Consider the following 22,123-nt stretch of genomic DNA (forward strand, 5'->3'; position numbering starts at 1 on the left):
ACCATTAACTATTGAAATTATGAAAATAAAGAAATATATTCTATCACTGTTGATTGGCGCAGCCGCCTTCTCATTCAGTTCTTGTAATGACTTCCTGGACCGCGATCCGCTGGGACAGTTCACGGAAGACGACGCCCCTAACGCCCTTGTAGGCGGAAAGATGTACAACGTCTACTACCTGATGCGTGGTTATGATATCACGGCGGGTATTCCTGCTTTCATGATACACATGGTACGTAGTGAAGACTCCGAAAAAGGAAGTGATGCCGGCGACGGTGGTGAACAGGCAGCCATGTACGATGACTTCGAATACACCGCTTCCAACGGTACCTTGGGTGCATACTGGAATCAAAACTATAAAATCATCTACCAGTGTAATGAAATTCTGGATGACATCGAGAATAGCGCAAACAAAGACGATACTGAGAATATCCGTACCAAAGGTGAAGCTCTGTTTTTCCGTGCTTATTGCTACTTCAATCTGGTACGTGCTTTCGGAGAAGTCCCCTTGGTGACCATCAAAGTAGTGGAAGCATCCGATGCCAATGTACCTAAAACCACTGCCGAGAAGATATACGAACAGATTGACAAGGACCTGACCACAGCCGAAGACTGTCTGCCTCTGCGATGGGACAGCGACTACACAGGACGTATCACCTGGGGAGCTGCACGCTCCTTGCACGCACGCACCTACATGATGCGCAACGACTGGGAGAATATGTACACCGCTTCTACGGATGTCGTTAATTCCGGAATTTATAACTTGAATACTCCGGTAGATAAAGTCTTCACCGTAGAAGGTGAGAATTGTGGTGAAAGTATCTTCGAACTGCAATGCGAATCCACCGATGCTATGAAGGAAGACGCCAGCATCGGTAGCCAGTTCTGTCAAGTACAAGGTGTACGCGGAGCAGGCAACTGGGACTTGGGCTGGGGTTGGCACATGGCCACCACCCTGATGGGTAAAGCTTACGAACCGGGCGATCCGCGTAAAGATGCCACACTGCTCTATTTCCGTCGCAGTGACGACGAACCTATCACTCCGGAGAATACAAACAAGCCTTATGGTGAATCGCCCGTATCCACCGCCATGGGCGCTTACTTCAATAAGAAAGCTTACACCGACCCAACCTTGCGTCGCAAATATACGCGCATGGGATTTTGGGTAAATATTCGTCTGATCCGTTATCCGGATGTCTTGTTGATGGCTGCTGAATCTGCCAATGAGAAAGGTTTGATGGGTGAAGCAAGCGGTTATCTGGAACAGGTACGCGCACACGCTCGCGGCACGCTGACCAATGTACTGCCGAAAGTAGAATCTCTGGATCAGAGTGTATTGCGTGAAGCTATCCGCCATGAACGCCGTGTAGAACTGGGATTAGAGCCCGACCGCTTCTATGACCTCGTACGTTGGGGTATCGCACAAGAAGTGCTTCAGGCTGCTGGAAAGAACTATCAACCTAAAAACGCACTGTTACCATTGCCGCAGACGGAGATAGATAAATCAAACGGTGTATTGGTACAAAACCCCGATTATTAATCAAATAGGAATTGAATAGGGGGATATCAGAAAGTCCCCCCCTTTATCGGACTCTAACTTATATAAAACAAGATATGAAGAAAATATTCAAAAGAACAAGCCTGTTGCTGATAAGTGCTTTAATGAGCATGGCGGCGGCACAGGCGCAAAAGTCTCCCCAAGACATGGACCGCTTCATCGATGCGCTGATGAAGAAGATGACTGTGGAAGAGAAAATCGGACAGTTGAACCTACCTGTCACAGGAGATATTACCACAGGACAGGCCAAGAGCAGTGATGTGGCGCAAAAGATTGAAAAAGGATTGGTAGGCGGACTCTTCAACCTGAAAGGGGTAGACCGCATTCTTGAAGTGCAAAAGCTGGCAGTAGAGAAATCACGTCTCGGTATTCCCCTTCTATTCGGTATGGACGTGATACACGGCTACGAAACCATCTTCCCCATTCCATTGGGATTATCCTGTACCTGGGATATGGCAGCCATTGAGAAGTCTGCCCGTATTGCAGCCATCGAAGCAAGTGCCGATGGCATCTCCTGGACATTCAGTCCGATGGTAGACATCAGCCGTGATCCACGCTGGGGACGTGTCAGCGAAGGTTCGGGAGAAGACCCTTTCCTCGGTGGAGCTATTGCACAAGCAATGGTATACGGGTATCAGGGTGCCAACTTGCAAGACCAACTACACCGTAATGATGAAATCATGGCCTGCGTAAAGCACTTTGCCCTGTATGGAGCCGGAGAGGCCGGGCGAGATTATAACACAGTGGATATGAGCCGCAACCGGATGTTCAATGAATTTATGTATCCGTACGAAGCTGCTGTAGAAGCAGGTGTAGGTAGCGTAATGGCTTCATTCAATGAAATAGACGGGATACCGGCTACTGGAAACAAATGGCTATTGAGCGACCTGTTGCGTGGTCAATGGGGATTTGAAGGGTTTGTGGTAACAGATTTTACAGGTATTTCAGAGATGATAGAACATGGTGTCGGCGACTTACAAACCGTCAGTGCGCTTGCCCTGAATGCAGGTGTGGACATGGATATGGTAAGTGAAGGTTTTGTCGGTACACTGATGAAATCCATTAAAGAAGGAAAAGTGAGAATGGGTACGCTGAATACGGCTTGCCGCCGGATATTGGAAGCTAAATACAAATTGGGCCTGTTCGACAATCCTTATAAATATTGTGATGTGAGCCGTCCGAAGCGGGACATCTTTACAAAAGAGCATCGGGATGCCGCCCGTAAGATTGCCAGTGAAAGCTTTGTACTCTTAAAGAACGCTCCGTTTCAGTTGACAAGGGAAGAGTTGACGAGGGAACAAGGAGACAAGGGAACAAGGACGGACAACACCGCGCAGCCCCTCGTCCCCTCGTCAACTCGTTCCCTTGTCAACTCCTCCCCCATCCTTCCTCTGAAAAAGCAAGGCACCGTTGCAGTCATCGGTCCTCTCGGTAATACGCGTAGCAATATGCCGGGTACTTGGAGTGTAGCTGCACGCCTCAACGATTATCCTTCTTTGTACGAAGGACTGAAAGAGATGATGGCAGGCAAAGTTAACATCACCTACGCCAAAGGTAGCAACCTTATCGGTGATGCTGCTTACGAAGAACGCGCCACCATGTTCGGTCGTTCACTGAACCGTGACAACCGTACAGACCAGGAATTATTGGACGAAGCATTGAAAGTGGCAGCCGGAGCCGATGTTATCGTAGCTGCACTGGGAGAATCTTCTGAAATGAGTGGTGAAAGTTCAAGCCGCACAGAACTCGGTTTACCCGATGTGCAGCATACTTTGCTGGAAGCCTTACTGAAAACGGGCAAGCCTGTAGTACTTACTCTGTTTACCGGCCGTCCGTTGACACTGAACTGGGAACAGGAACATGTACCTGCTATCCTCAATGTATGGTTCGGAGGTAGCGAGGCAGCTTATGCCATTGGCGATGTATTGTTCGGTGACGTAAATCCAAGTGGAAAGCTGACGATGACGTTCCCGAAGAATGTAGGCCAGATACCTTTGTTCTACAATCATAAGAATACCGGTCGCCCATTGGCAGAAGGTAAATGGTTCGAAAAGTTCCGTTCAAATTATCTGGATGTGGATAATGAACCATTGTATCCTTTCGGTTATGGATTATCATATACCAACTTCCAGTATAGTGACATTGCACTGAGCACGCCTACACTGGGAAAAGATGGTTCTGTTACCGCCGTAGTTACTGTAACCAATACGGGTAAATACGATGGTGCGGAAGTAGTGCAACTCTATATCCGTGATCTTGTAGGAAGCATCACCCGTCCGGTGCGCGAACTGAAGGGTTTCAATAAGATCTTCCTTCGTGCCGGAGAAAGTAAAACAGTATCATTCACCATCACGCGTGATCTGCTCCGGTTCTATGATTATGATATGAATTACGTAGCCGAACCCGGTGACTTCAATATTATGATCGGTGGAAACAGCCAGACGGTGAAGACGGCAAAGTTAGCACTTAAATAAAGTGATTAGGGTTTAGTGATAAGTGATTAGTGCCATGCGGAATAATAGCGCAGCCCACTAATCACTTATCACTAAACCCTAATCACTAAACTTTCCCCCCTATATTAATTATGAAACAACTAACAACCTATTTTCCTCTCCTCTTCCTGCTCCTCCTCGGAGCTTGCAAGAATTCAAAGACCGGAAGCACTGCCCAACTTACGGACGATGCTCTGATGGACACTGTTCAACGGCGAACCTTCAATTACTTCTGGGAAGGCGCAGAACCTAACAGTGGCCTTGCCCCCGAACGTATCCACATGGACGGTATCTATCCCGAGAAAGACCAGAACGTTATCACTTCCGGTGGCAGTGGTTTCGGCATTATGGCCATACTTTCAGGTATCGACCGCGGCTACGTCACCCGTGAAGAAGGTCTGGCACGTATGGAAAAGATTGTCTCTTTCCTCGAGAAAGCTGACCGTTTTCATGGAGCCTACCCACATTGGTGGTATGGAAATACCGGTAAAGTGAAGCCTTTCGGACAAAAAGACAATGGTGGAGACCTTGTGGAAACAGCCTTCCTGATACAAGGATTACTGGCCGTACACCAATATTACATCAATGGTTCGCCGGAAGAGCAGGCACTTGCCAAACGTATCGATACCCTCTGGCGCGATGTCGATTGGAATTTTTATCGCCAAGGCGATCAGAATGTACTCTACTGGCATTGGAGTCCCGAATATGGCTGGGCAATGGATTTCCCTGTACATGGTTATAATGAATGCCTCATCATGTACCTGCTTGCTGCAGCCTCTCCTACACATGGTGTTCCCGCCGCTGTCTATCATGACGGTTGGGCACAGAACGGTGCCATCGTCGATCCCCATAAAGTAGAAGGCATCGAACTTCATTTGCGCTATCAGGGTTGTGAAGCCGGACCGCTCTTCTGGGCACATTATTCTTTCCTCGGATTGGATCCGACAAATCTGAAAGATGAATATTGCGCCAGCTACTTCGACGAAATGCGCAACCTGACGCTTGTGAACCGTGCTTATTGCATCCGCAATCCGAAGCACTACAAAGGTTTCGGCCCGGACTGCTGGGGACTGACCGCCAGCTACTCCGTCAACGGATATGCCGCCCACATGCCGAATGAACGGGACGACCAGGGAGTTATCTCTCCTACTGCCGCCCTTTCATCCATTGTCTATACACCGGAGCAGTCGCTGGCTGTGATGCGGCACCTCTACGGAATGGGCGATAAATTATTCGGTCCTTACGGTTTCTACGATGCCTTTAGCGAAACGGACAACTGGTATCCCAAGCGATATCTCGCCATTGACCAAGGCCCGATAGCCGTCATGATAGAGAACTATCGAACCGGATTGCTATGGAAACTCTTTATGAGTCATCCGGATGTACAAAACGGGTTACAGAAACTGGGATTCTCAATAAATAAATAGATAGAAAAGCCGGAAGCAGTACACAATACTTGTTTCCGGCTTTTGCTTTTTGTCAGATAAGTTTTATTACAACTTTCCTTATTTCATTAATAAACAACGCATTAAATTAATTTGAGTAGTAAATGAGTAGTCTTTGATTTGTTAAAAATCAGGGATATGTATTGGTGGTGAATGTATTTTTTGTGCCCGGCTTATTTCTATTCATACTTTTGCCCCAGACTTAATTCCCGCCAAAAACAGAAGAAGCGAGGAATGAAGTCCAACCTAGTTATCCACTAAAAAATTTAATGCAATGAAGAAAAAAACACTTCTTCCCTTGGAGAGAGCCTCATGGCTTAAAAGTTTATTTCTATTAGTGTGCCTCGTACTTTCCGGCACCACTGTATTCGCCCAAGAAAAAACAGTAACCGGTGTAGTAACCGATTCATTTAATGAGCCGCTGATTGGCGCATCTATCGTAGTACAAGGTACCACTAACGGCGTAATAACCGATCTTGATGGTAAGTATTCCATTAAAGTTACTCCGGGTGCTACCCTCCAGTTCTCATACGTAGGTATGGAGAAACAAAGTGTCAAAGTAGGCAATCAGAATGTTATCAATGTTCAGTTGAAAGATGATTCCCAAATGCTTGCCGAAACTGTAGTTATCGGTTATGGTAGTGCAAAGAAACGCGACCTGACAGGTTCTATCACCAATATCAAAGGTGACGAGATTGCCAACAAGCCGGTTGCCAATCCATTATCGGCCCTGCAAGGTAAAGTGGCTGGTGTACAGGTTATCAACTCCGGTAGGGCAGGTGAAGACCCTGAAATCCGCGTACGCGGTACCAACTCTATCAATGGTTACAAACCTTTGTATGTAGTTGACGGATTGTTTAACGACAACATCAACTTCCTGAATCCGCAGGATATTGAATCTATGGAAATCCTGAAAGACCCGTCCTCGCTCGCCATCTTCGGTGTACGTGGTGCCAACGGTGTTATCATCATCACTACGAAGAAAGCTAAAGTAGGCCAGACTCGCGTAAACATTAACGGTTCTTTTGGTTTTAAGAGCGTACCCAATCAGATAGAAATGGTAGATGCCGCCGGATTCAAAGAACTGTATAACGAACAGCTAAGAAATGAAGGTAATCCCGAATTCGACTTCACGGGTTGGAACGGTAACACTAACTGGCAGGACGAAATCTTCCAGACCGGTTTCATCACCAATAACAATGTCAGCATCACAGGAGCTTCCGAAAAGCATAGTTTCTATCTTGGTGCCGGTTATGCTTATGAACAAGGTAACATCAAGAACGAAAAGTACAGCAAAATAACGTTGAGCGTCAGCAATGAGTATAAACTGACAGATAACTTCAGAGTAGGTTTCCAGTTCAACGGTGCACGCATTTTACCAGCCGACACTAAGACTGTAACCACTGCTGTTCGCGCTACTCCGGTAGCTACGGTATTCAATGACCAATACGGCCTTTATACAACTTTGCCTGAATTCCAGAAGGCACAGATGAATAATCCAATGGTAGACGTTGACCTGAAAGCCAACACAACACGTGCCGAGAACTATCGTGGTTCGGGTAACGTATATGCCGAATGGGATTTCCTGAAACATTTCCAGTTCAAGGCAATGTTCTCTATGGATTATGCTTCTAACAATAGCCGCAAGTTCACTCCTATCATCCAGGTATATGATGCCAGTGCTGAAGGAAGTATAGTTACACTGGGCGACGGTAAGACAGGTGTCAGCCAAGCCAAACAGACAGAGATGAAAACACAGAGTGACTATCTGTTGACTTACACGAATACATGGGGTGATCATAGCCTGACAGCTACTGCCGGTTTCACCACTTATTACAACAAACTGGAGAATCTGGGAGCTGCCCGTGCACAAGGTGTAGGTCTGGTGATTCCTGATAATCCTGACAAATGGTACGTAAGCATCGGTGATGCCGGTACTTCCACCAATGAAAGTACACAATGGGAACGCGCTACCGTATCAATGCTGGGACGTATCCTTTACAACTACAAAGGCAGATATTTATTCAACGGTTCATTCCGTCGTGACGGTTCTTCCGCTTTCTCGTACACAGGAAACCAATGGCAGAATTTCTACTCTGTAGGTGCAGGCTGGCTGATCAGCGAAGAAGAATTTATGAAAGATATCACTTGGCTGGATATGTTGAAACTGAAAGGTTCATGGGGTACACTGGGTAACCAGAATCTGGACAAAGCTTATCCTGCAGAACCTTTGCTGAGTAACGCATACTCTGCCGTATTCGGTACTCCGTCTGCCGTCTATCCGGGCTATCAGCTATCTTACCTGCCTAATGCTACCCTGAGATGGGAAAAGGTAGAAGCATGGGAAGTCGGTGCAGAAGCTAACTTCTTCCGCAACCGCTTGCACCTGGAAGGTGTATATTATAAGAAGACTACGAAGGATCTGCTTGCCGAAGTGCCGGGCATTTCAGGAACAGTACCGGGTATTGGTAACCTGGGATCTATCGAAAACAAGGGTATCGAACTTGCCATTAACTGGCGCGAACAGATCGGTGACTGGAACTATAGCATCGGTGGCAATCTGACTACTATCAAGAATAAAGTGCTGAGTCTTGTACAAGAAGGTTATTCTATCATCTCAGGTGACAAGAGCCAGAGTTATACAATGGCCGGATTCCCTATCGGTTACTTCTATGGTTACAAGGTGGAAGGTGTTTACCAAAACCAAGCTGAAATAGACAACTCACCCAAGAATACACTGGCAACCGTTACACCGGGTGACCTGAAGTTCGTAGACGTGGACGGCAACGGTGAAATCACTCCTGCCGACCGTACCATGATCGGCGACCCTACTCCGGACGTGACTTACGGCATCAACTTCAGTGTAGGTTACAAAAACTGGGAACTGGGTGTTGACATGATGGGACAAGCCGGTAACGAAATCTACCGTACATGGGACAACTACAACTGGAGCCAGTTCAACTTCATGAAGCAGCGCCTGAACCGCTGGCATGGTGAAGGTACCAGCAACAGCCAGCCGTTGCTCAACATGAAGCATACGATCAATAACCTGAACTCTGAATATTACATTGAAGACGGTAGTTTCTTCCGTATCCGTAATGTACAGTTGGCTTACAACTTTGATAAGACATTACTCTCCAGGATCGGAGTACAGGCGCTCAAGCTCTATGCCAATATTCAGAACCTGAAGACCTGGAAGCATAACACCGGTTACACACCCGAATTGGGCGGTACAGCTATTGCATTCGGTGTGGACAACGGTAGCTATCCGATGCCGGTAGTTTATACATTCGGTTTCAACCTTACTTTCTAAAATGAAGAATGAAATACTAAACATTAATCATTAAACATTGAAAACATGAAGATACAAAAATATATCCTGTCACTGTTGATTGGCTCTGCAGCCATCTCATTCAGTTCCTGTAATGACTTCCTGGACCGCGACCCACTGGGACAATTCACGGAAGACGATGCCCCCAACGCCCTTTTAGGTGGAAAGATTTATAATGTATATTATCTGATGCGCAGCTATAACATCACTGCCGGTATTCCCTCTTTCATGATAGAAATGGCACGCAGTGAAGACTCCGAGAAGGGTAGTTCGGCAGGCGACGGCGCCGATGTGGCAGCCATGTACGACGATTTCGAATACACGGCCTCCAATGGAACTATGGGAGCTTACTGGACTCAGAACTATAAGATCATCTTTCAGTGTAATGAAGTACTGGATGACATAGAGAAAGAAGGAAAGACAGATACGGAAACCATGCGCAATAAGGGAGAAGCCCTTTTCTTCCGCGCCTACTGTTACTTCAATCTGGTACGTGCCTGGGGAGAAGTGCCTCTGATCACTTTCAAGGTTGTGGACTCTGCCGACGCAAATGTAGCCAAAAGCGGTGTCGATAAAATCTACACACAGATTGATAACGACCTGACCGAAGCAGAAAAGCTTCTGCCCTTGCAATGGGATTCAAACTATACAGGCCGCGTTACCTGGGGTGCTGTACGCTCACTGCATGCACGTACCTATATGATGCGTAACGATTGGGATAACATGTACAAACTCTCTACCGAAGTGATCGGTAAGGGCCTTTACAACCTCGACACTCCGGTAGACAAGATCTTCACCGTAGAAGGTGAGAACTGCGGTTCCAGTATTTTCGAGTTGCAGTGTGAATCTACAGATGCATTGAAGAACAGCCTTACCATAGGTAGCCAGTTCTGCGAGGTACAAGGTGTACGCGGCTCCGGCGACTGGAACTTAGGTTGGGGATGGCACATGGCCACCACAGAATTGGGCAAAGCTTTCGAACCGGGTGACCCGCGTAAAGATGCCACTTTACTCTACTTCCGCCGCAGCATCGATGAACCTATCACGGAAGCCAATACCAATAAGCCCTACGGTGAATCTCCCGTTTCCACAGCTATGGGTGGTTACTTCAACAAAAAGGCATACACCGAACCGTCATTACGCAAAAAGTATACCAAGGGTGGTTTCTGGGTGAATATCCGCCTCATCCGCTACACGGACGTATTGTTGATGGCTGCCGAAGCTGCCAATGAAAAGAATCTGCCGGGTGAAGCCAAAACATATCTGGAGATGGTACGTGCACATGCCCGTGGTCTGGACAAGGAAATCCTGCCCGAAGTTACCACCAATGACAAAGTTGAACTGCGCAAAGCCATTATGCACGAACGCCGTGTAGAGTTGGCTCTTGAACCGGGACGCTTCTACGACCTCGTACGCTGGGGTACTGCAAAAGAGGTGATGGCCGCTGTCGGTAAAACGTATCAGGATAAGAACGCTTACCTGCCTATTCCGCAAACGGAGATAGATAAATCGAAGGGAGTATTGGTACAAAACCCGAACTACTAACAAACAATGCTATCCCAATTCTCTTCATTTCAGGATGAAGAGGATTGGGGATAGTTCTTATAAAAAACAGAGTGTATGAAGAAAGTTTTCAGAAGAACAAGTGTCCTGTTAGCAGCAGCGTTTCTTAGCACTGCTGCCATACAGGCACAAAAGTCTCCGCAGGATATGGATCGCTTCATCGATGCATTGATGAAGAAGATGACTGTAGAGGAAAAGATCGGCCAGCTGAACCTGCCCGTTTCCGGCGAGATCGTCACCGGACAGGCACAGAACAGTGATGTGGCAAAAAAGATTGAACAAGGACTGGTGGGCGGACTCCTCAACCTGAAAGGGGTGGAGAAGATACGCGATGTACAGAAACTTGCCATAGAGAAGTCACGCCTGGGCATCCCCCTGATATTCGGCATGGACGTGGTGCATGGCTACGAAACCATTTTTCCTATTCCATTGGGACTCTCCTGTTCCTGGGATATGGAAGCTATCAGGAAATCTGCCCGCATTGCAGCCACCGAGGCCAGTGCTGATGGTATTTCCTGGACATTCAGCCCGATGGTAGACATCAGCCGTGATCCGCGCTGGGGACGCGTCAGCGAGGGTAACGGCGAAGACCCATTCTTGGGTGGAGCCATCGCTAAAGCAATGGTATCGGGTTATCAGGGTATCGACCTCAACAACCAACTGAAGCGCAACGATGAAATTATGGCATGTGTAAAACACTTCGCACTGTATGGCGCCGGAGAAGCCGGACGTGATTACAATACCGTAGACATGAGCCGTAACCGTATGTTCAACGAATACATGTATCCCTACCAAGCTGCCGTAGATGCAGGTGTAGGCAGCGTTATGGCGTCTTTCAACGAAATAGACGGCGTACCAGCCACGGCTAATAAATGGCTGATGACCGACGTACTGCGCAAGCAATGGGGCTTCGACGGCTTTGTGGTGACAGACTTTACCGGTATCTCCGAAATGATAGCGCACGGCATCGGTGACTTGCAGACTGTTTCCGCACGTGCACTCAATGCAGGCGTGGATATGGACATGGTAAGTGAAGGCTTCACGGGTACAATCAAGAAATCCATCGACGAAGGCAAGATCAGTATGGAAACCCTGGACAAAGCCTGTCGCCGCATCCTTGAAGCCAAATACAAACTGGGATTATTCGACAATCCTTATAAGTACTGCGACCTGAAACGCCCGAAACGTGACATCTTCACCAAGGAACATCGCGACGCTGCCCGCAAGATTGCGGGAGAGAGCTTTGTACTCCTGAAAAACGACAAGTCAGGTTCTTCTGCAAACCCGACACTTCCTTTGAAAAAAGAAGGTACGGTAGCTGTCATCGGCCCACTGGCAAATACCCGCAGCAACATGCCGGGAACCTGGAGTGTAGCCGCACGCCTCAACGATTATCCTTCCGTGTACGAGGGATTGAAAGAGATGATGGCAGGCAAAGTAAACATCACTTATGCCAAAGGTAGTAACCTCATCAGTGATGCAGCCTACGAAGAACGTGCCACGATGTTCGGCCGTTCACTAAATCGTGATAATCGTACAGATAAAGAAATACTGGACGAGGCGCTGAAAGTGGCCGCTAATGCAGATGTAATCATAGCTGCATTGGGAGAATCATCCGAAATGAGTGGTGAAAGCTCAAGCCGCACCAACCTGGATCTTCCCGATGTACAGCGCACTCTATTGGAAGCTCTGCTGAAAACCGGGAAGCCTGTCGTACTGACGCTTTTTACCGGTCGCCCGCTAACGCTGACTTGGGAACAGGAGCATGTGCCCGCCATCCTGAATGTATGGTTTGGTGGAAGTGAGGCTGCATACGCCATTGGCGATGTATTGTTCGGCGATGTAAATCCCAGCGGTAAACTGACGATGACATTCCCCAAAAACGTAGGCCAGATACCTTTGTTCTACAATCATAAAAATACCGGCCGCCCCTTACCGGAAGGCAAATGGTTCGAGAAATTCCGCAGTAACTACCTGGATGTAGACAACGATCCATTGTATCCATTCGGCTATGGTTTGTCATATACCAACTTCCAATACAGCAACATAACGCTGAGTGCCCCGACTATGGGACAAGATGGTTCTGTTACTGCTATGGTCACGGTAACCAATACCGGTAAGTACGATGGTGCAGAAGTAGTGCAACTTTATATCCGCGACCTTGTAGGAAGCATTACCCGTCCGGTAAAAGAGCTGAAAGGGTTCGATAAAATCTTCCTCAAAGCAGGTGAAAGTAAGACTGTATCTTTCAAAATCACTCCGGAGTTACTGCGCTTCTACGACTATGAACTCAACTTCGTAGCCGAACCGGGAGACTTCGACATAATGATTGGGGGTAGCAGCCAAAGTGTAAAAACGGCTCACCTGAGTTTGAAGTGACAATTTTGTATTTTGAAAGTTATTGATTCACTTCGGACGGAGTATCGTTTAGTATATCAGTCTTGGTCTTAATACTAATTGCTTACAACAAGCCAATAGTCGAGGCATAGTCGTATACTTAGGGTACCTCAGTCCTATACTTAGGGTATCTCAGTATCATACTTAGGGTACCTCAGTCGTATACTGAGATAGGTCTGTTACAGTTCCCTGATAATCAGCCGGTTGCAAAGCACTCTTTTATCATCAATAAATCGAGACAGGCAATCGGCAAAAAAATAAAAAAATGAGTTCATTACCATACCAGATATGAAGATACAATATAGCTTATTACTGCTCTTATTACTATCAGGCTTTACACAATGTAAAAGCCCGACAGCAAAATCCGGTTCCATAAGCGACGAAGCACTAATGGATACCATACAACGCCGCACTTTCAACTATTTCTGGGAGGGTGCCGAGCCTAACAGCGGACTGGCATGTGAGCGCATCCATATGGACGGCATCTATCCCGAAGATGACCAGCATGTAGTAACCACCGGTGGCAGTGGTTTCGGAATTATGGCTATATTGGCAGGTATCGACCGCGGATACGTCACCCGTGAAGAAGGGCTGGCACGTATGGAGAAGATTGTTTCTTTCCTCGAGACAGCCGATCGGTTTCATGGTGCTTATCCTCACTGGTGGTATGGAGATAACGGCAAGGTGAAACCTTTCGGTCAGAAAGATAATGGAGGCGATCTCGTAGAAACAGCATTCCTTATGCAGGGATTGCTGGCCGTACACCAATATTACGTCAGCGGTTCGCCCGAAGAGCAAGCCCTGGCCGGACGTATCGACACCCTCTGGCGTGAAGTAGACTGGAACTTCTATCGACAAAACGACCAGAACGTGCTCTACTGGCATTGGAGTCCCGAATACGGTTGGGAAATGAATTTTCCCGTACATGGTTATAACGAGTGCCTCATCATGTACATCCTTGCCGCCGCTTCTCCCACACACAGTGTTCCCGTCGAGGTCTATCACGATGGCTGGGCAGAGAAAGGCGCTATTGTCGATCCTCATAAAGTAGAAGATATCGAACTTCACCTGCGTTACCAAGGGTGCGAAGCCGGTCCCCTTTTCTGGGCACATTATTCATTCCTCGGATTGGATCCGACAAATCTATCCGATAAATACTGTCCCGGTTATTTCGATGAGATGCGCAATCTCACCCTTATCAATCGTGCCTATTGCATCCGCAACCCCAAGCAATGGAAAGGTTTTGGATCTGACTGCTGGGGACTGACAGCCAGTTATTCCGTCAACGGATATGCTGCCCATGCCCCAAATGAGCTTGCAGACCATGGCGTCATCTCCCCCACTGCCGCTCTTTCTTCCATTGTTTATACTCCTGAATATTCATTGGAAGTAATGCGCTATCTTTATAACATGGGGGATAAAGTGCTCGGCCCTTATGGCTTCTATGATGCCTTCAGTGAAACCGAAGATTGGTATCCTAAACGCTATCTTGCGATAGACCAGGGACCTATAGTTGTAATGATAGAAAACTATCGTACAGGATTATTATGGAAACTCTTCATGAGTCATCCCGATGTACAGACAGGATTAAAAAAGCTGGGATTTAAATAGAAACATGGGGAGAGACTTTCATATTAAGAAGAAGAATCTCCCCATATTTTTTGCCCTTACCTTAAATTAACTATCTTTGTCCCAAGAATAACAATAAGGTCATGGCCTTTTCTAACCTTTATTCAACCTATTTATGGACATCCGAAAGAACATCATCATAACCTGTGTGTCCCTTTTTGTCTGCGCTACCCTATTTGCCAATCAAAAACCTTATGTCACCAACCTCTCACGTGACAAATATCACGCTGCCAATAAAAATTGGTCCATCGGGCAAGATGAAAAAGGCATCATGTACTTCGGAAACAGCATCGGGTTACTGGCATCCGACGGTATGGAATGGAAACTTTTTCAAACGCCCAATGCCAGCATCGTGCGTGCCATTGCCGTAGAATCGCATCAGACCATATATAGTGGTGGCTCCGAAGACCTGGGTCGCTGGGATCGCGACCAATCGGGAGAGTTGAAATACACTTCCCTCAAAGGATTAATCAAAGGAGACAATCCACTCGACAATCAAAGTTTCTGGCGCATTTGGATAGATGGTAATAAAGTATATTTCCAATCCTTCAGCCACATCTATGTATACGACCATCAAACCATCACCCCCATTAACGGGCCAAGCGCTTTTCTACTACTGCTGAAAGTACGAAGTGAATACTGGGTACAGGAAATGTACGGCGCCCTTTATCAACTGAATAATGGGATACTCAACAAAATTCCCGGAAGCGAATTCCTGAACGGTACTACCACTCGCGTCATCCTGCCTTACGACACTGACCGCTATTTGATAGGCACTTCCACCGGAGATATTTACATCTATGACCAAAAGAACTTTATTCCCTGGAACCTATCTCTTTCCCGACAGTTAAGAGGCCAGGAATTAAACTGTGCTATCTATTCCGCCAAACGGAATACCTACTATCTGGGTACGCAACTTAGCGGTGTATATGAGGTCGATACCCACGGAAACATCCTCAACCATTTCTCTACCACCAACATTCTTCAGAATAATACCGTTCTGTCTCTCTACGAAGATAACCAGAATAACATCTGGGCAGCCCTGGACCGCGGTCTCGCCTACATTCGCTATACTGACGGATTAAGTTACTACCGTTCTACCGATGGTGGATTCGGGGGCATATACGATGCTACTATCTGGCATGACAACCTGCTTATCGGTACAAATCAGGGAATCTACTATACCCAGTATAACAAACTCAATGAGCTGGATGTATTCTCCTCTCTCAAATTGATAGAAGGTACACAGGGACAAGTATGGTCTTTTCGAAAAATAGATGGACGATTATTCTGTGCACACACCAACGGATTACTGGAAATCCTTCCCGACTTCCGCATCCGCCACCCTTATCGTGTCAATACCGGAGTCTTCCGTACATTGGAGGCAACCATCAATGGAAAACAGATACAAATTATCATTACCTACGATAACTTACTGATACTGAACAGAACTACCGGAGAATTAAATTCCATGCGACAGATATCCGACCCGATATATAATGCCGAAGTAGACCATCTTGGAAATATATGGTTAGAAACCACCAGTCGGGGCGTATATAAATGTCGGCTGAATGACGAACAAAATGCCTTCCGCTATTATACTTATTATGGTAATGAAAAAGACAGTTCGCTCCCTGCCCGGCTGCAACTATTCAAATCGGGCGGCCGTATCCTCTTCTTAGGCAATGACCAGTTTTATATCTATGACGAGGTCAACGACAACTTGCAACTTGAACAGCACCTGAACCGTTGCTTCGAAACCATACATGATCTTAAACGTATCGTCCCTATTGATAGCGAAGAGAGTTGGGCCATTACCGGTTCATCAGTCTATCGTTTCTTTTACGACGGTTACATTGCACGCATCCGCGAAGCCTATAAAGTAGAAGCTGATAATCTCTCGCTCATCACTGCCTACGAGAACATCGCCGTCCTTAACGACTCACTTTCACTTATTTGTCTGGATGCAGGTTTCATTCTCCATAACTCCCACCGCAGTAAGCGGCAGACCGTAGAGCTTTCCGCTCCTAATCTGGAGTTTATTCATGCCGGAAAAGAGTTGAATGCAGGTTTTATAGATATTAATCAGACCATCCACATCCCTTTTCAAGACAATACGGTTACTGTCGGTTTCTCTGTCAATGCCGCATTTGCCGGAAATCTCTCTGTACAATACCAACTGGAGGAAATGGATAGCACCTGGAGTGCCCCGAAACAATTGAATAGCATTTCCTATGCCCGTCTGCCACAAGGCAAGTATACATTGCGCCTGCGCACTACAGATGGACTGAATAATTACTCACCGGATACTCTTCTGGAGTTTAATGTACTTCCTCCCTGGTACAATACCGTTTGGTGGTATCTGACCTGCTGTGCCCTCATCATTGCTGCCCTGTTTGGTACCTTCTACCTGATGAAACGGCGCCTGCAAACCAAACATCTGCGTCGGATGAAAGCCCAGGAAGCTGCACACTTGCGTTTGATGAACGAGCAACTCCAAAATGAAATCGAAGAAAAAGATGCCGAGATCTTCACTCAGACTTCATTTATCATCCACAAGAACGAACTCATTCTGAAACTCAAAGAGATGGTAGATGATATCTGTTCCCGGAATACACAGAAAGGATTGATCCCTCTTTATCAGAAGATAAACAATCTGCTCGCCAACAATCTCGATACCGAAGATGATTGGAAAATGTTCCTTATCAAGTTCGAGCAGAAGCATCGTAACTTCTTCAAGCGACTGAAAGAAATGCATCCGCAACTCACCAACAACGACCTCCGCCTCTGCGCCTGTCTCAGATTGAATATGGAGACCAAGGACATCGCCTCTTTAATGAACCTTTCGGTCCGTGCGGTAGAGAATAACCGGTATAGATTGAGAAAGAAGCTTGATTTGAAGCCTACACAAAACCTGAATGAATATTTTTTGAATATTGACTAAATAGATCAGGTGTTCTCTTTCATCTTTAAAGATTTCATCCTAAAGATGTAACGTAATGAAAAGTATCTGTAACATCATCCTGACCAGGCAATAAAAACATCATCTATCTTTGTCGGCAGATGTAAACCTCTTAATAAAGATAGAAACATGAAAAACAGGAAAACACATTTACTGGCACTGATTATGCTGCTGAGCATGGGAATGGGTACTGTGACATTCGCGCAGAAAATCCCTTTAGTTTATAACGTGGAGAGTACGGGAATAAAGAATTCATCTCCCGTATTACCCGGAATCAATGAGTTACCGGTAGTCAAACCATTGACCGATCCTTTTCAATGGTCTGACGGTAGCGGTCGCTCAACCAACTTCAAAGACTGGAGCCGCCGACGTGCCGAAATAGCCCGCGAAATAGAACACTATGAAATAGGTGAAAAACCTGTAGTATCAAAGAAAGACATTACTGCGGATATCGTGGATGATACTCTTAGAGTCAATGTAACGGTAAACGGACAGACACTCACTCTGAAAGCCAAGATTACTTATCCGGAAGGTAAAGGTCCTTTCCCAGCCATCATCGGAATAGGAAGAGGTACAGGTAGTCTTCCTCCTGTCATTTTCACGAGCCGTAATATAGCACAAATCGCATTCAATTTCACACAAGTTATGTCGCATACACAAAAGCGCGGCAATGAACCTATCAATAAGCTCTATCCCGATCAAACGGATATGGGAGCCTACTGCGCCTGGTCGTGGGGCGTAAGCCGTATCATCGACGGATTGGAAATTGTAGGAAAAAAGAGTAAGATAGATACCAGGAAATTGGCCATATCCGGTTGTTCCTTTGCCGGTAAGATGGCTCTCTTTGCCGGAGCATTCGACGAGCGCATTGCACTGACTATTGCTCAGGAACCCGGTGGTGGAGGTGCTGCTGCATGGCGAGTATCCGAAACGCTGGGTGAAGTGGAAACATTGGGAAGAACCAGCCATGCCTGGTTCATGGAAAGTATGTTCCAATATAAGGAAGACAATGTTTCGAAGTTGCCGTATGACCACCATGAATTGTGTGCTATGGTGGCACCGCGTGCACTGCTGGTACTTGGAAATCCGGACTATGTATGGCTTGCAGACGAATCGGGTTATGTCTCCTGCCGTGCCGCCCGCAAGGTTTGGGAAACTTTCGGTATTGCCGACAGAATGGGCTTCTCTATTGTAGGAGGGCATGGGCATTGTCAATTACCGACGAACCAATATCCTGAAGTAGAAGCATTTGTCGACAAGTTCCTACTTGATAAGAAAGAAGTAAATACAGAAGTAACCATTGCCCCCCTTTACGAAAAGGTGGACTATGAGCGCTGGTGTAAATGGTGGGGAACAAATGATCCGTCCTTCCCTTAAACTTATTTGTTTTCGCGGTAAAAGTAATGTTTTACCGCGGAAACTTTTTACCTTTGGGGGAACACTTACTAATACCCCCAAAAATCATGAAAAGAATTTTATTGGCTATCTGCGTGATAGCGCTGTCCGTCCTCTCCTACGGGCAAGACAGCAACCAACGAGCCTTCACTTTCGCCTGGCTCAGCGATGTACACCTCAATTCTTTCGCCTATGCCGAAGATGATCTGCGGCAATCCATTGAAGACATCAATGCTAATCCAGATGTTGACTTCACTATTCTCAGCGGCGACGTCACCGAATTCGGTGATACCAAAGAATTCTATTTGCTGCAAGACATTCTGAAAGATTTCAGGAAGCCTTATTTCCTCATTCCCGGCAACCATGATGTAAACTGGAGTGAAAACGGATGCACGATGTTCGACAAGATTTTCCAGGCTTCCCATTTTTGTTATGACTGGCAGGGAGTTCGTTTTATCGGCTGTGGTGCCGGACCAAGCCTACGTATGGGACCACCTCACATCCCCCGCGAAGAGATTCTGTGGCTCGATTCCATCGTCCGTGCTACTCCGGCAAAGCAACCCATTATCTTCATCAATCACTTTCCTCTCAATCAGGACCTGAGTAACTGGTACGAAGTTATCGACATTCTTAAAACACGCAATATCCAAGCAATACTCGGAGGGCACCTGCACGTGAACCATGCTTATGATGCAGAAGGTATTCCTGCCGTTCTCGGGCGTTCGTCTTTGCGGAGAGAAGATCCGATAGGAGGATATAATCTCGTAACCCTCCGTGGCAATACATTAGAGTTTCAGGAACGCATCATCAAAACAGAAACTCACCCGGCATGGCATACTATCCTCCTGGCCCCTCTGCAGGAAAAGAGAGATACCACCTACTATCGCCCCGACTTTACCATCAATGACGAATATCCTTCAGTACGCGAAAGCTGGAAATTAAAAGACGTAACTGATATTGCTTCACAAGGTAGCATAGACGGTGATCTGTATGTCTATACCAATACTGCCGGTGTGGTCCACGCCCTTAATGTCGCCGATGGTAAAACATTGTGGACCTATACCACCGGGAATAAGATATTCTCAGCCCCGTTCATTACTCCCCGGCTTGTAATCATATCTTCGTGTGACGGCTTCATCTATGCCCTCGACCGGAAACAAGGCACTGTATGCTGGAAGTACAATACGGATTACCCTATTGTAGCTTGTCCCCTCGTATCAGAAGAAACAGTTTATATAGGCAGCAGCAACGGTAAATTCTATTCTTTAAAACTGGCAGACGGAACGCTGAACTGGACTTGCGATGGCTTGCATGGCTACATCGAATCGCGTCCGGCTATTGATAAAGAGCGTGTGTATATAGGCACTTGGGGAGCAATGTTCTATGCTATAGACCGCAAGAGTGGAAAGAGAGTATGGGAGTTCGACACCAAACGAGGCAGATATTTCTCACCGGGTGCCTGCTGGCCGGTTGTACTACCCTATACGCAGCAAGGAAAGAAGAATGAGCAAGTCATTGTCCTCAGTTCCGACTATTTTGTCCGCTCATTCCACCCCGAAACAGGAGAAATCCTCTGGGCTTCCGATAAAGCAAAAGGACGCGAATCTCTTGGTTTCTCACCGGATGGAAAAACGATGTATGTGAAAGGAATCAAGAACACTATTACCGCAGTAGACATTTCTCAAGGTACATACAACAATCTTTGGAACACATTGATGCCTTATGAAGGTAACTTTATCCCTACCCGTATGGAAGCTACCGGACAGTTGGTATTTGTTCCTACTGAATTCGGCGTCCTTCATGCTATACGAACAGATGGAAGTGGCATTGCCTGGTCGCACAAAATCTCCCATTCGGCAATTACTTCTCTGAAGAGTGCAGGGAAAGGGAAACTTATCGTTATGACAATGGATGGTACGGTTACTTGTCTGGAATATCCAGTTAACTAATAAAAATGCGGGAAACACGAGAGAGCAAAATTATCTCTTCGAGGTTTCCCGCATTCATTTATCAGAAGTATGCTTTACACAACTCCCCGCTTACCTTCCTTATTCCATGAATTGAGGAGTAAAGCGGAAGTCGGAGGCACTACCCCTCGTTTCCGTAAAGTCAGCACCGGTATGATCTTTCGGTCCTGGCATAAAGAGCGCATGATTCAATATATATCTGACGCGTGCAGCCTGCTCTTTAGTAAACGCATTGGCATCCGAGATGGCATAATCCATGATGTTAGCCGAACGGAATTCCACATTTGTTTTGCTGTTTACACGCATCACATACACCTTGTAAGCATCCGAGGATTTTGAAGTAATCTCAGGATTATAGGTCAGATAATTGGTCAGCTTCACATCATAAAGCGCCTTGTTGTAGGGCGGTGTATCCGTGCAATAATCAGTATCCAGATTTGTGTTTGTATTACCATTGTTCAATTGGTTGAAAGCATGATACAACCCTAAGAAGTGACCTAACTCATGAGAAAGCGTCACAATTACATTGGACATGGAGTATTTATCCGCACCCTCCGGAATATCATAGATATACTTATTATTAAGGCTTACGCACTGCGGATAAGGATTCTCACTCAGGTTAGCTCCTTTCGGTGCCTGGCTGATACCCCCTAATTCAAAAGGCTCGGGCAACCATGGGAATTGGGCAATACCCATTACCAATTCATCGGAGAAGTTATACAAAACCACATTGACATATCGGTTCGTATCCCACAAGATGTCTTTATACTTCTTGTCACCGCTACCCATGAAAGAGGTACAGTCCATCGTTGTATACTGCCATTTCTCACGGCTCACACCCGGTTCTTCCAGTTTGTTGCCATCAGGATCTTCTGTAGCCATCACAAACTCAAAGTTCATGTCGACACCACTATTATCATAATACTGGTTAACAAGATTCAATACTTTCTGTAAATGTCCTTCCTTTACATAGTGTTGCGTGTTGTTTGCATTCCAATAAAGCACATGGAAGACAACCGGCAATTTATAGTGGTGATTTGCACTATAAGCATAAGTGCCTTGCTTTACAGAGACTGTCTGCGAAAGATTCTCGGCATTAGTCAGTGTAAGAGTCAGCGAACGATCTGTCTTTTCCAGGTTCTCATTCACTTTCAGTACCAGCTTATCCTTTGTGGTGGAGATCTCCGTAGCAACCCATGCCGCACCTTCGGATACAGTCCAGTCACTGGTACTTGTCACCGTTACAGTATACTCACCACCTTCGGCATTGGCAACCACTTCCGCATTCTGTAATGTGAAAACAGGCTCTGCATCATCTTCTGAACAGCCGCAGAATAATACGACTGTAAACAGTAGGAATAAATATTTCAATTTCATCATTCAA

The 22,123-nt window shown here is 46.4% G+C and carries 11 protein-coding genes; 10 read left to right on the forward strand and 1 reads right to left on the reverse strand.

The window, feature by feature from the left end:
• The first annotated feature begins 19 nt into the window (after window positions 1-19).
• The 10 genes from DWW10_RS01465 to DWW10_RS01510 all read left to right on the forward strand — a co-directional run bounded on the left by DWW10_RS01465 (window position 20) and on the right by DWW10_RS01510 (window position 20,721).
• The gene (locus DWW10_RS01465; RefSeq protein WP_118420646.1) at window positions 20-1,540 is read left to right on the forward strand and encodes a RagB/SusD family nutrient uptake outer membrane protein; all 1,521 of its coding nucleotides are present in this window, start codon (window positions 20-22) and stop codon (window positions 1,538-1,540) included.
• A gap of 74 nt (window positions 1,541-1,614) precedes the next feature.
• Window positions 1,615-4,032 (forward strand): glycoside hydrolase family 3 N-terminal domain-containing protein, encoded by a 2,418-nt coding sequence (locus tag DWW10_RS01470; RefSeq protein WP_118420647.1) that lies wholly within the window; start codon window positions 1,615-1,617, stop codon window positions 4,030-4,032.
• A 110-nt stretch (window positions 4,033-4,142) separates the two neighbouring features.
• Complete coding sequence (locus DWW10_RS01475; protein ID WP_118420648.1) at window positions 4,143-5,477, forward strand: glucoamylase family protein; 1,335 nt, start codon at window positions 4,143-4,145, stop codon at window positions 5,475-5,477.
• A gap of 292 nt (window positions 5,478-5,769) precedes the next feature.
• Window positions 5,770-8,808 (forward strand): SusC/RagA family TonB-linked outer membrane protein, encoded by a 3,039-nt coding sequence (locus DWW10_RS01480; RefSeq protein WP_022393670.1) that lies wholly within the window; start codon window positions 5,770-5,772, stop codon window positions 8,806-8,808.
• 45 nt (window positions 8,809-8,853) lie between these two features.
• The gene (locus tag DWW10_RS01485) at window positions 8,854-10,371 is read left to right on the forward strand and encodes a RagB/SusD family nutrient uptake outer membrane protein (protein ID WP_022393671.1); all 1,518 of its coding nucleotides are present in this window, start codon (window positions 8,854-8,856) and stop codon (window positions 10,369-10,371) included.
• A gap of 75 nt (window positions 10,372-10,446) precedes the next feature.
• Window positions 10,447-12,768 carry a beta-glucosidase BglX gene (bglX, locus tag DWW10_RS01490; RefSeq protein ID WP_022393672.1) on the forward strand — a complete coding sequence of 774 codons (2,322 nt, stop codon included), beginning with the start codon at window positions 10,447-10,449 and terminating at the stop codon, window positions 12,766-12,768.
• A gap of 306 nt (window positions 12,769-13,074) precedes the next feature.
• Complete coding sequence (locus DWW10_RS01495; RefSeq protein WP_118420649.1) at window positions 13,075-14,397, forward strand: glucoamylase family protein; 1,323 nt, start codon at window positions 13,075-13,077, stop codon at window positions 14,395-14,397.
• A 133-nt stretch (window positions 14,398-14,530) separates the two neighbouring features.
• On the forward strand, window positions 14,531-17,359 hold the full coding sequence (locus DWW10_RS01500) for a triple tyrosine motif-containing protein (protein WP_022393674.1): 2,829 nt from the start codon (window positions 14,531-14,533) through the stop codon (window positions 17,357-17,359).
• A gap of 147 nt (window positions 17,360-17,506) precedes the next feature.
• A complete protein-coding gene (locus DWW10_RS01505) occupies window positions 17,507-18,754 on the forward strand; it encodes an alpha/beta hydrolase family protein (RefSeq protein WP_022393675.1) in 1,248 nt (415 codons plus the stop codon).
• 86 nt (window positions 18,755-18,840) lie between these two features.
• Entirely contained in the window at window positions 18,841-20,721 is a 1,881-nt protein-coding gene (locus tag DWW10_RS01510) for an outer membrane protein assembly factor BamB family protein (RefSeq protein WP_022393676.1), read from the forward strand.
• A 99-nt stretch (window positions 20,722-20,820) separates the two neighbouring features.
• Here the strand turns inward: DWW10_RS01510 and DWW10_RS01515 are convergent, their stop codons facing one another.
• Window positions 20,821-22,119 (reverse strand): zinc-dependent metalloproteinase lipoprotein, encoded by a 1,299-nt coding sequence (locus DWW10_RS01515; RefSeq protein ID WP_022393677.1) that lies wholly within the window; start codon window positions 22,117-22,119, stop codon window positions 20,821-20,823.
• Window positions 22,120-22,123 lie beyond the last annotated feature (4 nt).

It is taken from the genome of Bacteroides intestinalis (genome assembly GCF_003464595.1).
Lineage (GTDB): Bacteria > Bacteroidota > Bacteroidia > Bacteroidales > Bacteroidaceae > Bacteroides > Bacteroides intestinalis_A.

Bases quoted from the DNA above. Each gene is read 5' to 3' on its own strand.
- DWW10_RS01465 (WP_118420646.1), top strand. From the start codon at position 20: ATGAAAATAAAGAAATATATTCTATCACTGTTGATTGGCGCAGCCGCC.
- DWW10_RS01510 (WP_022393676.1), top strand. From the start codon at position 18,841: ATGAAAAGAATTTTATTGGCTATCTGCGTGATAGCGCTGTCCGTCCTC.
- DWW10_RS01505 (WP_022393675.1), top strand. From the start codon at position 17,507: ATGAAAAACAGGAAAACACATTTACTGGCACTGATTATGCTGCTGAGC.
- DWW10_RS01515 (WP_022393677.1), bottom strand. From the start codon at position 22,119: ATGATGAAATTGAAATATTTATTCCTACTGTTTACAGTCGTATTATTC.
- DWW10_RS01495 (WP_118420649.1), top strand. From the start codon at position 13,075: ATGAAGATACAATATAGCTTATTACTGCTCTTATTACTATCAGGCTTT.
- DWW10_RS01470 (WP_118420647.1), top strand. From the start codon at position 1,615: ATGAAGAAAATATTCAAAAGAACAAGCCTGTTGCTGATAAGTGCTTTA.
- DWW10_RS01485 (WP_022393671.1), top strand. From the start codon at position 8,854: ATGAAGATACAAAAATATATCCTGTCACTGTTGATTGGCTCTGCAGCC.
- DWW10_RS01500 (WP_022393674.1), top strand. From the start codon at position 14,531: ATGGACATCCGAAAGAACATCATCATAACCTGTGTGTCCCTTTTTGTC.
- DWW10_RS01475 (WP_118420648.1), top strand. From the start codon at position 4,143: ATGAAACAACTAACAACCTATTTTCCTCTCCTCTTCCTGCTCCTCCTC.
- bglX (WP_022393672.1), top strand. From the start codon at position 10,447: ATGAAGAAAGTTTTCAGAAGAACAAGTGTCCTGTTAGCAGCAGCGTTT.
- DWW10_RS01480 (WP_022393670.1), top strand. From the start codon at position 5,770: ATGAAGAAAAAAACACTTCTTCCCTTGGAGAGAGCCTCATGGCTTAAA.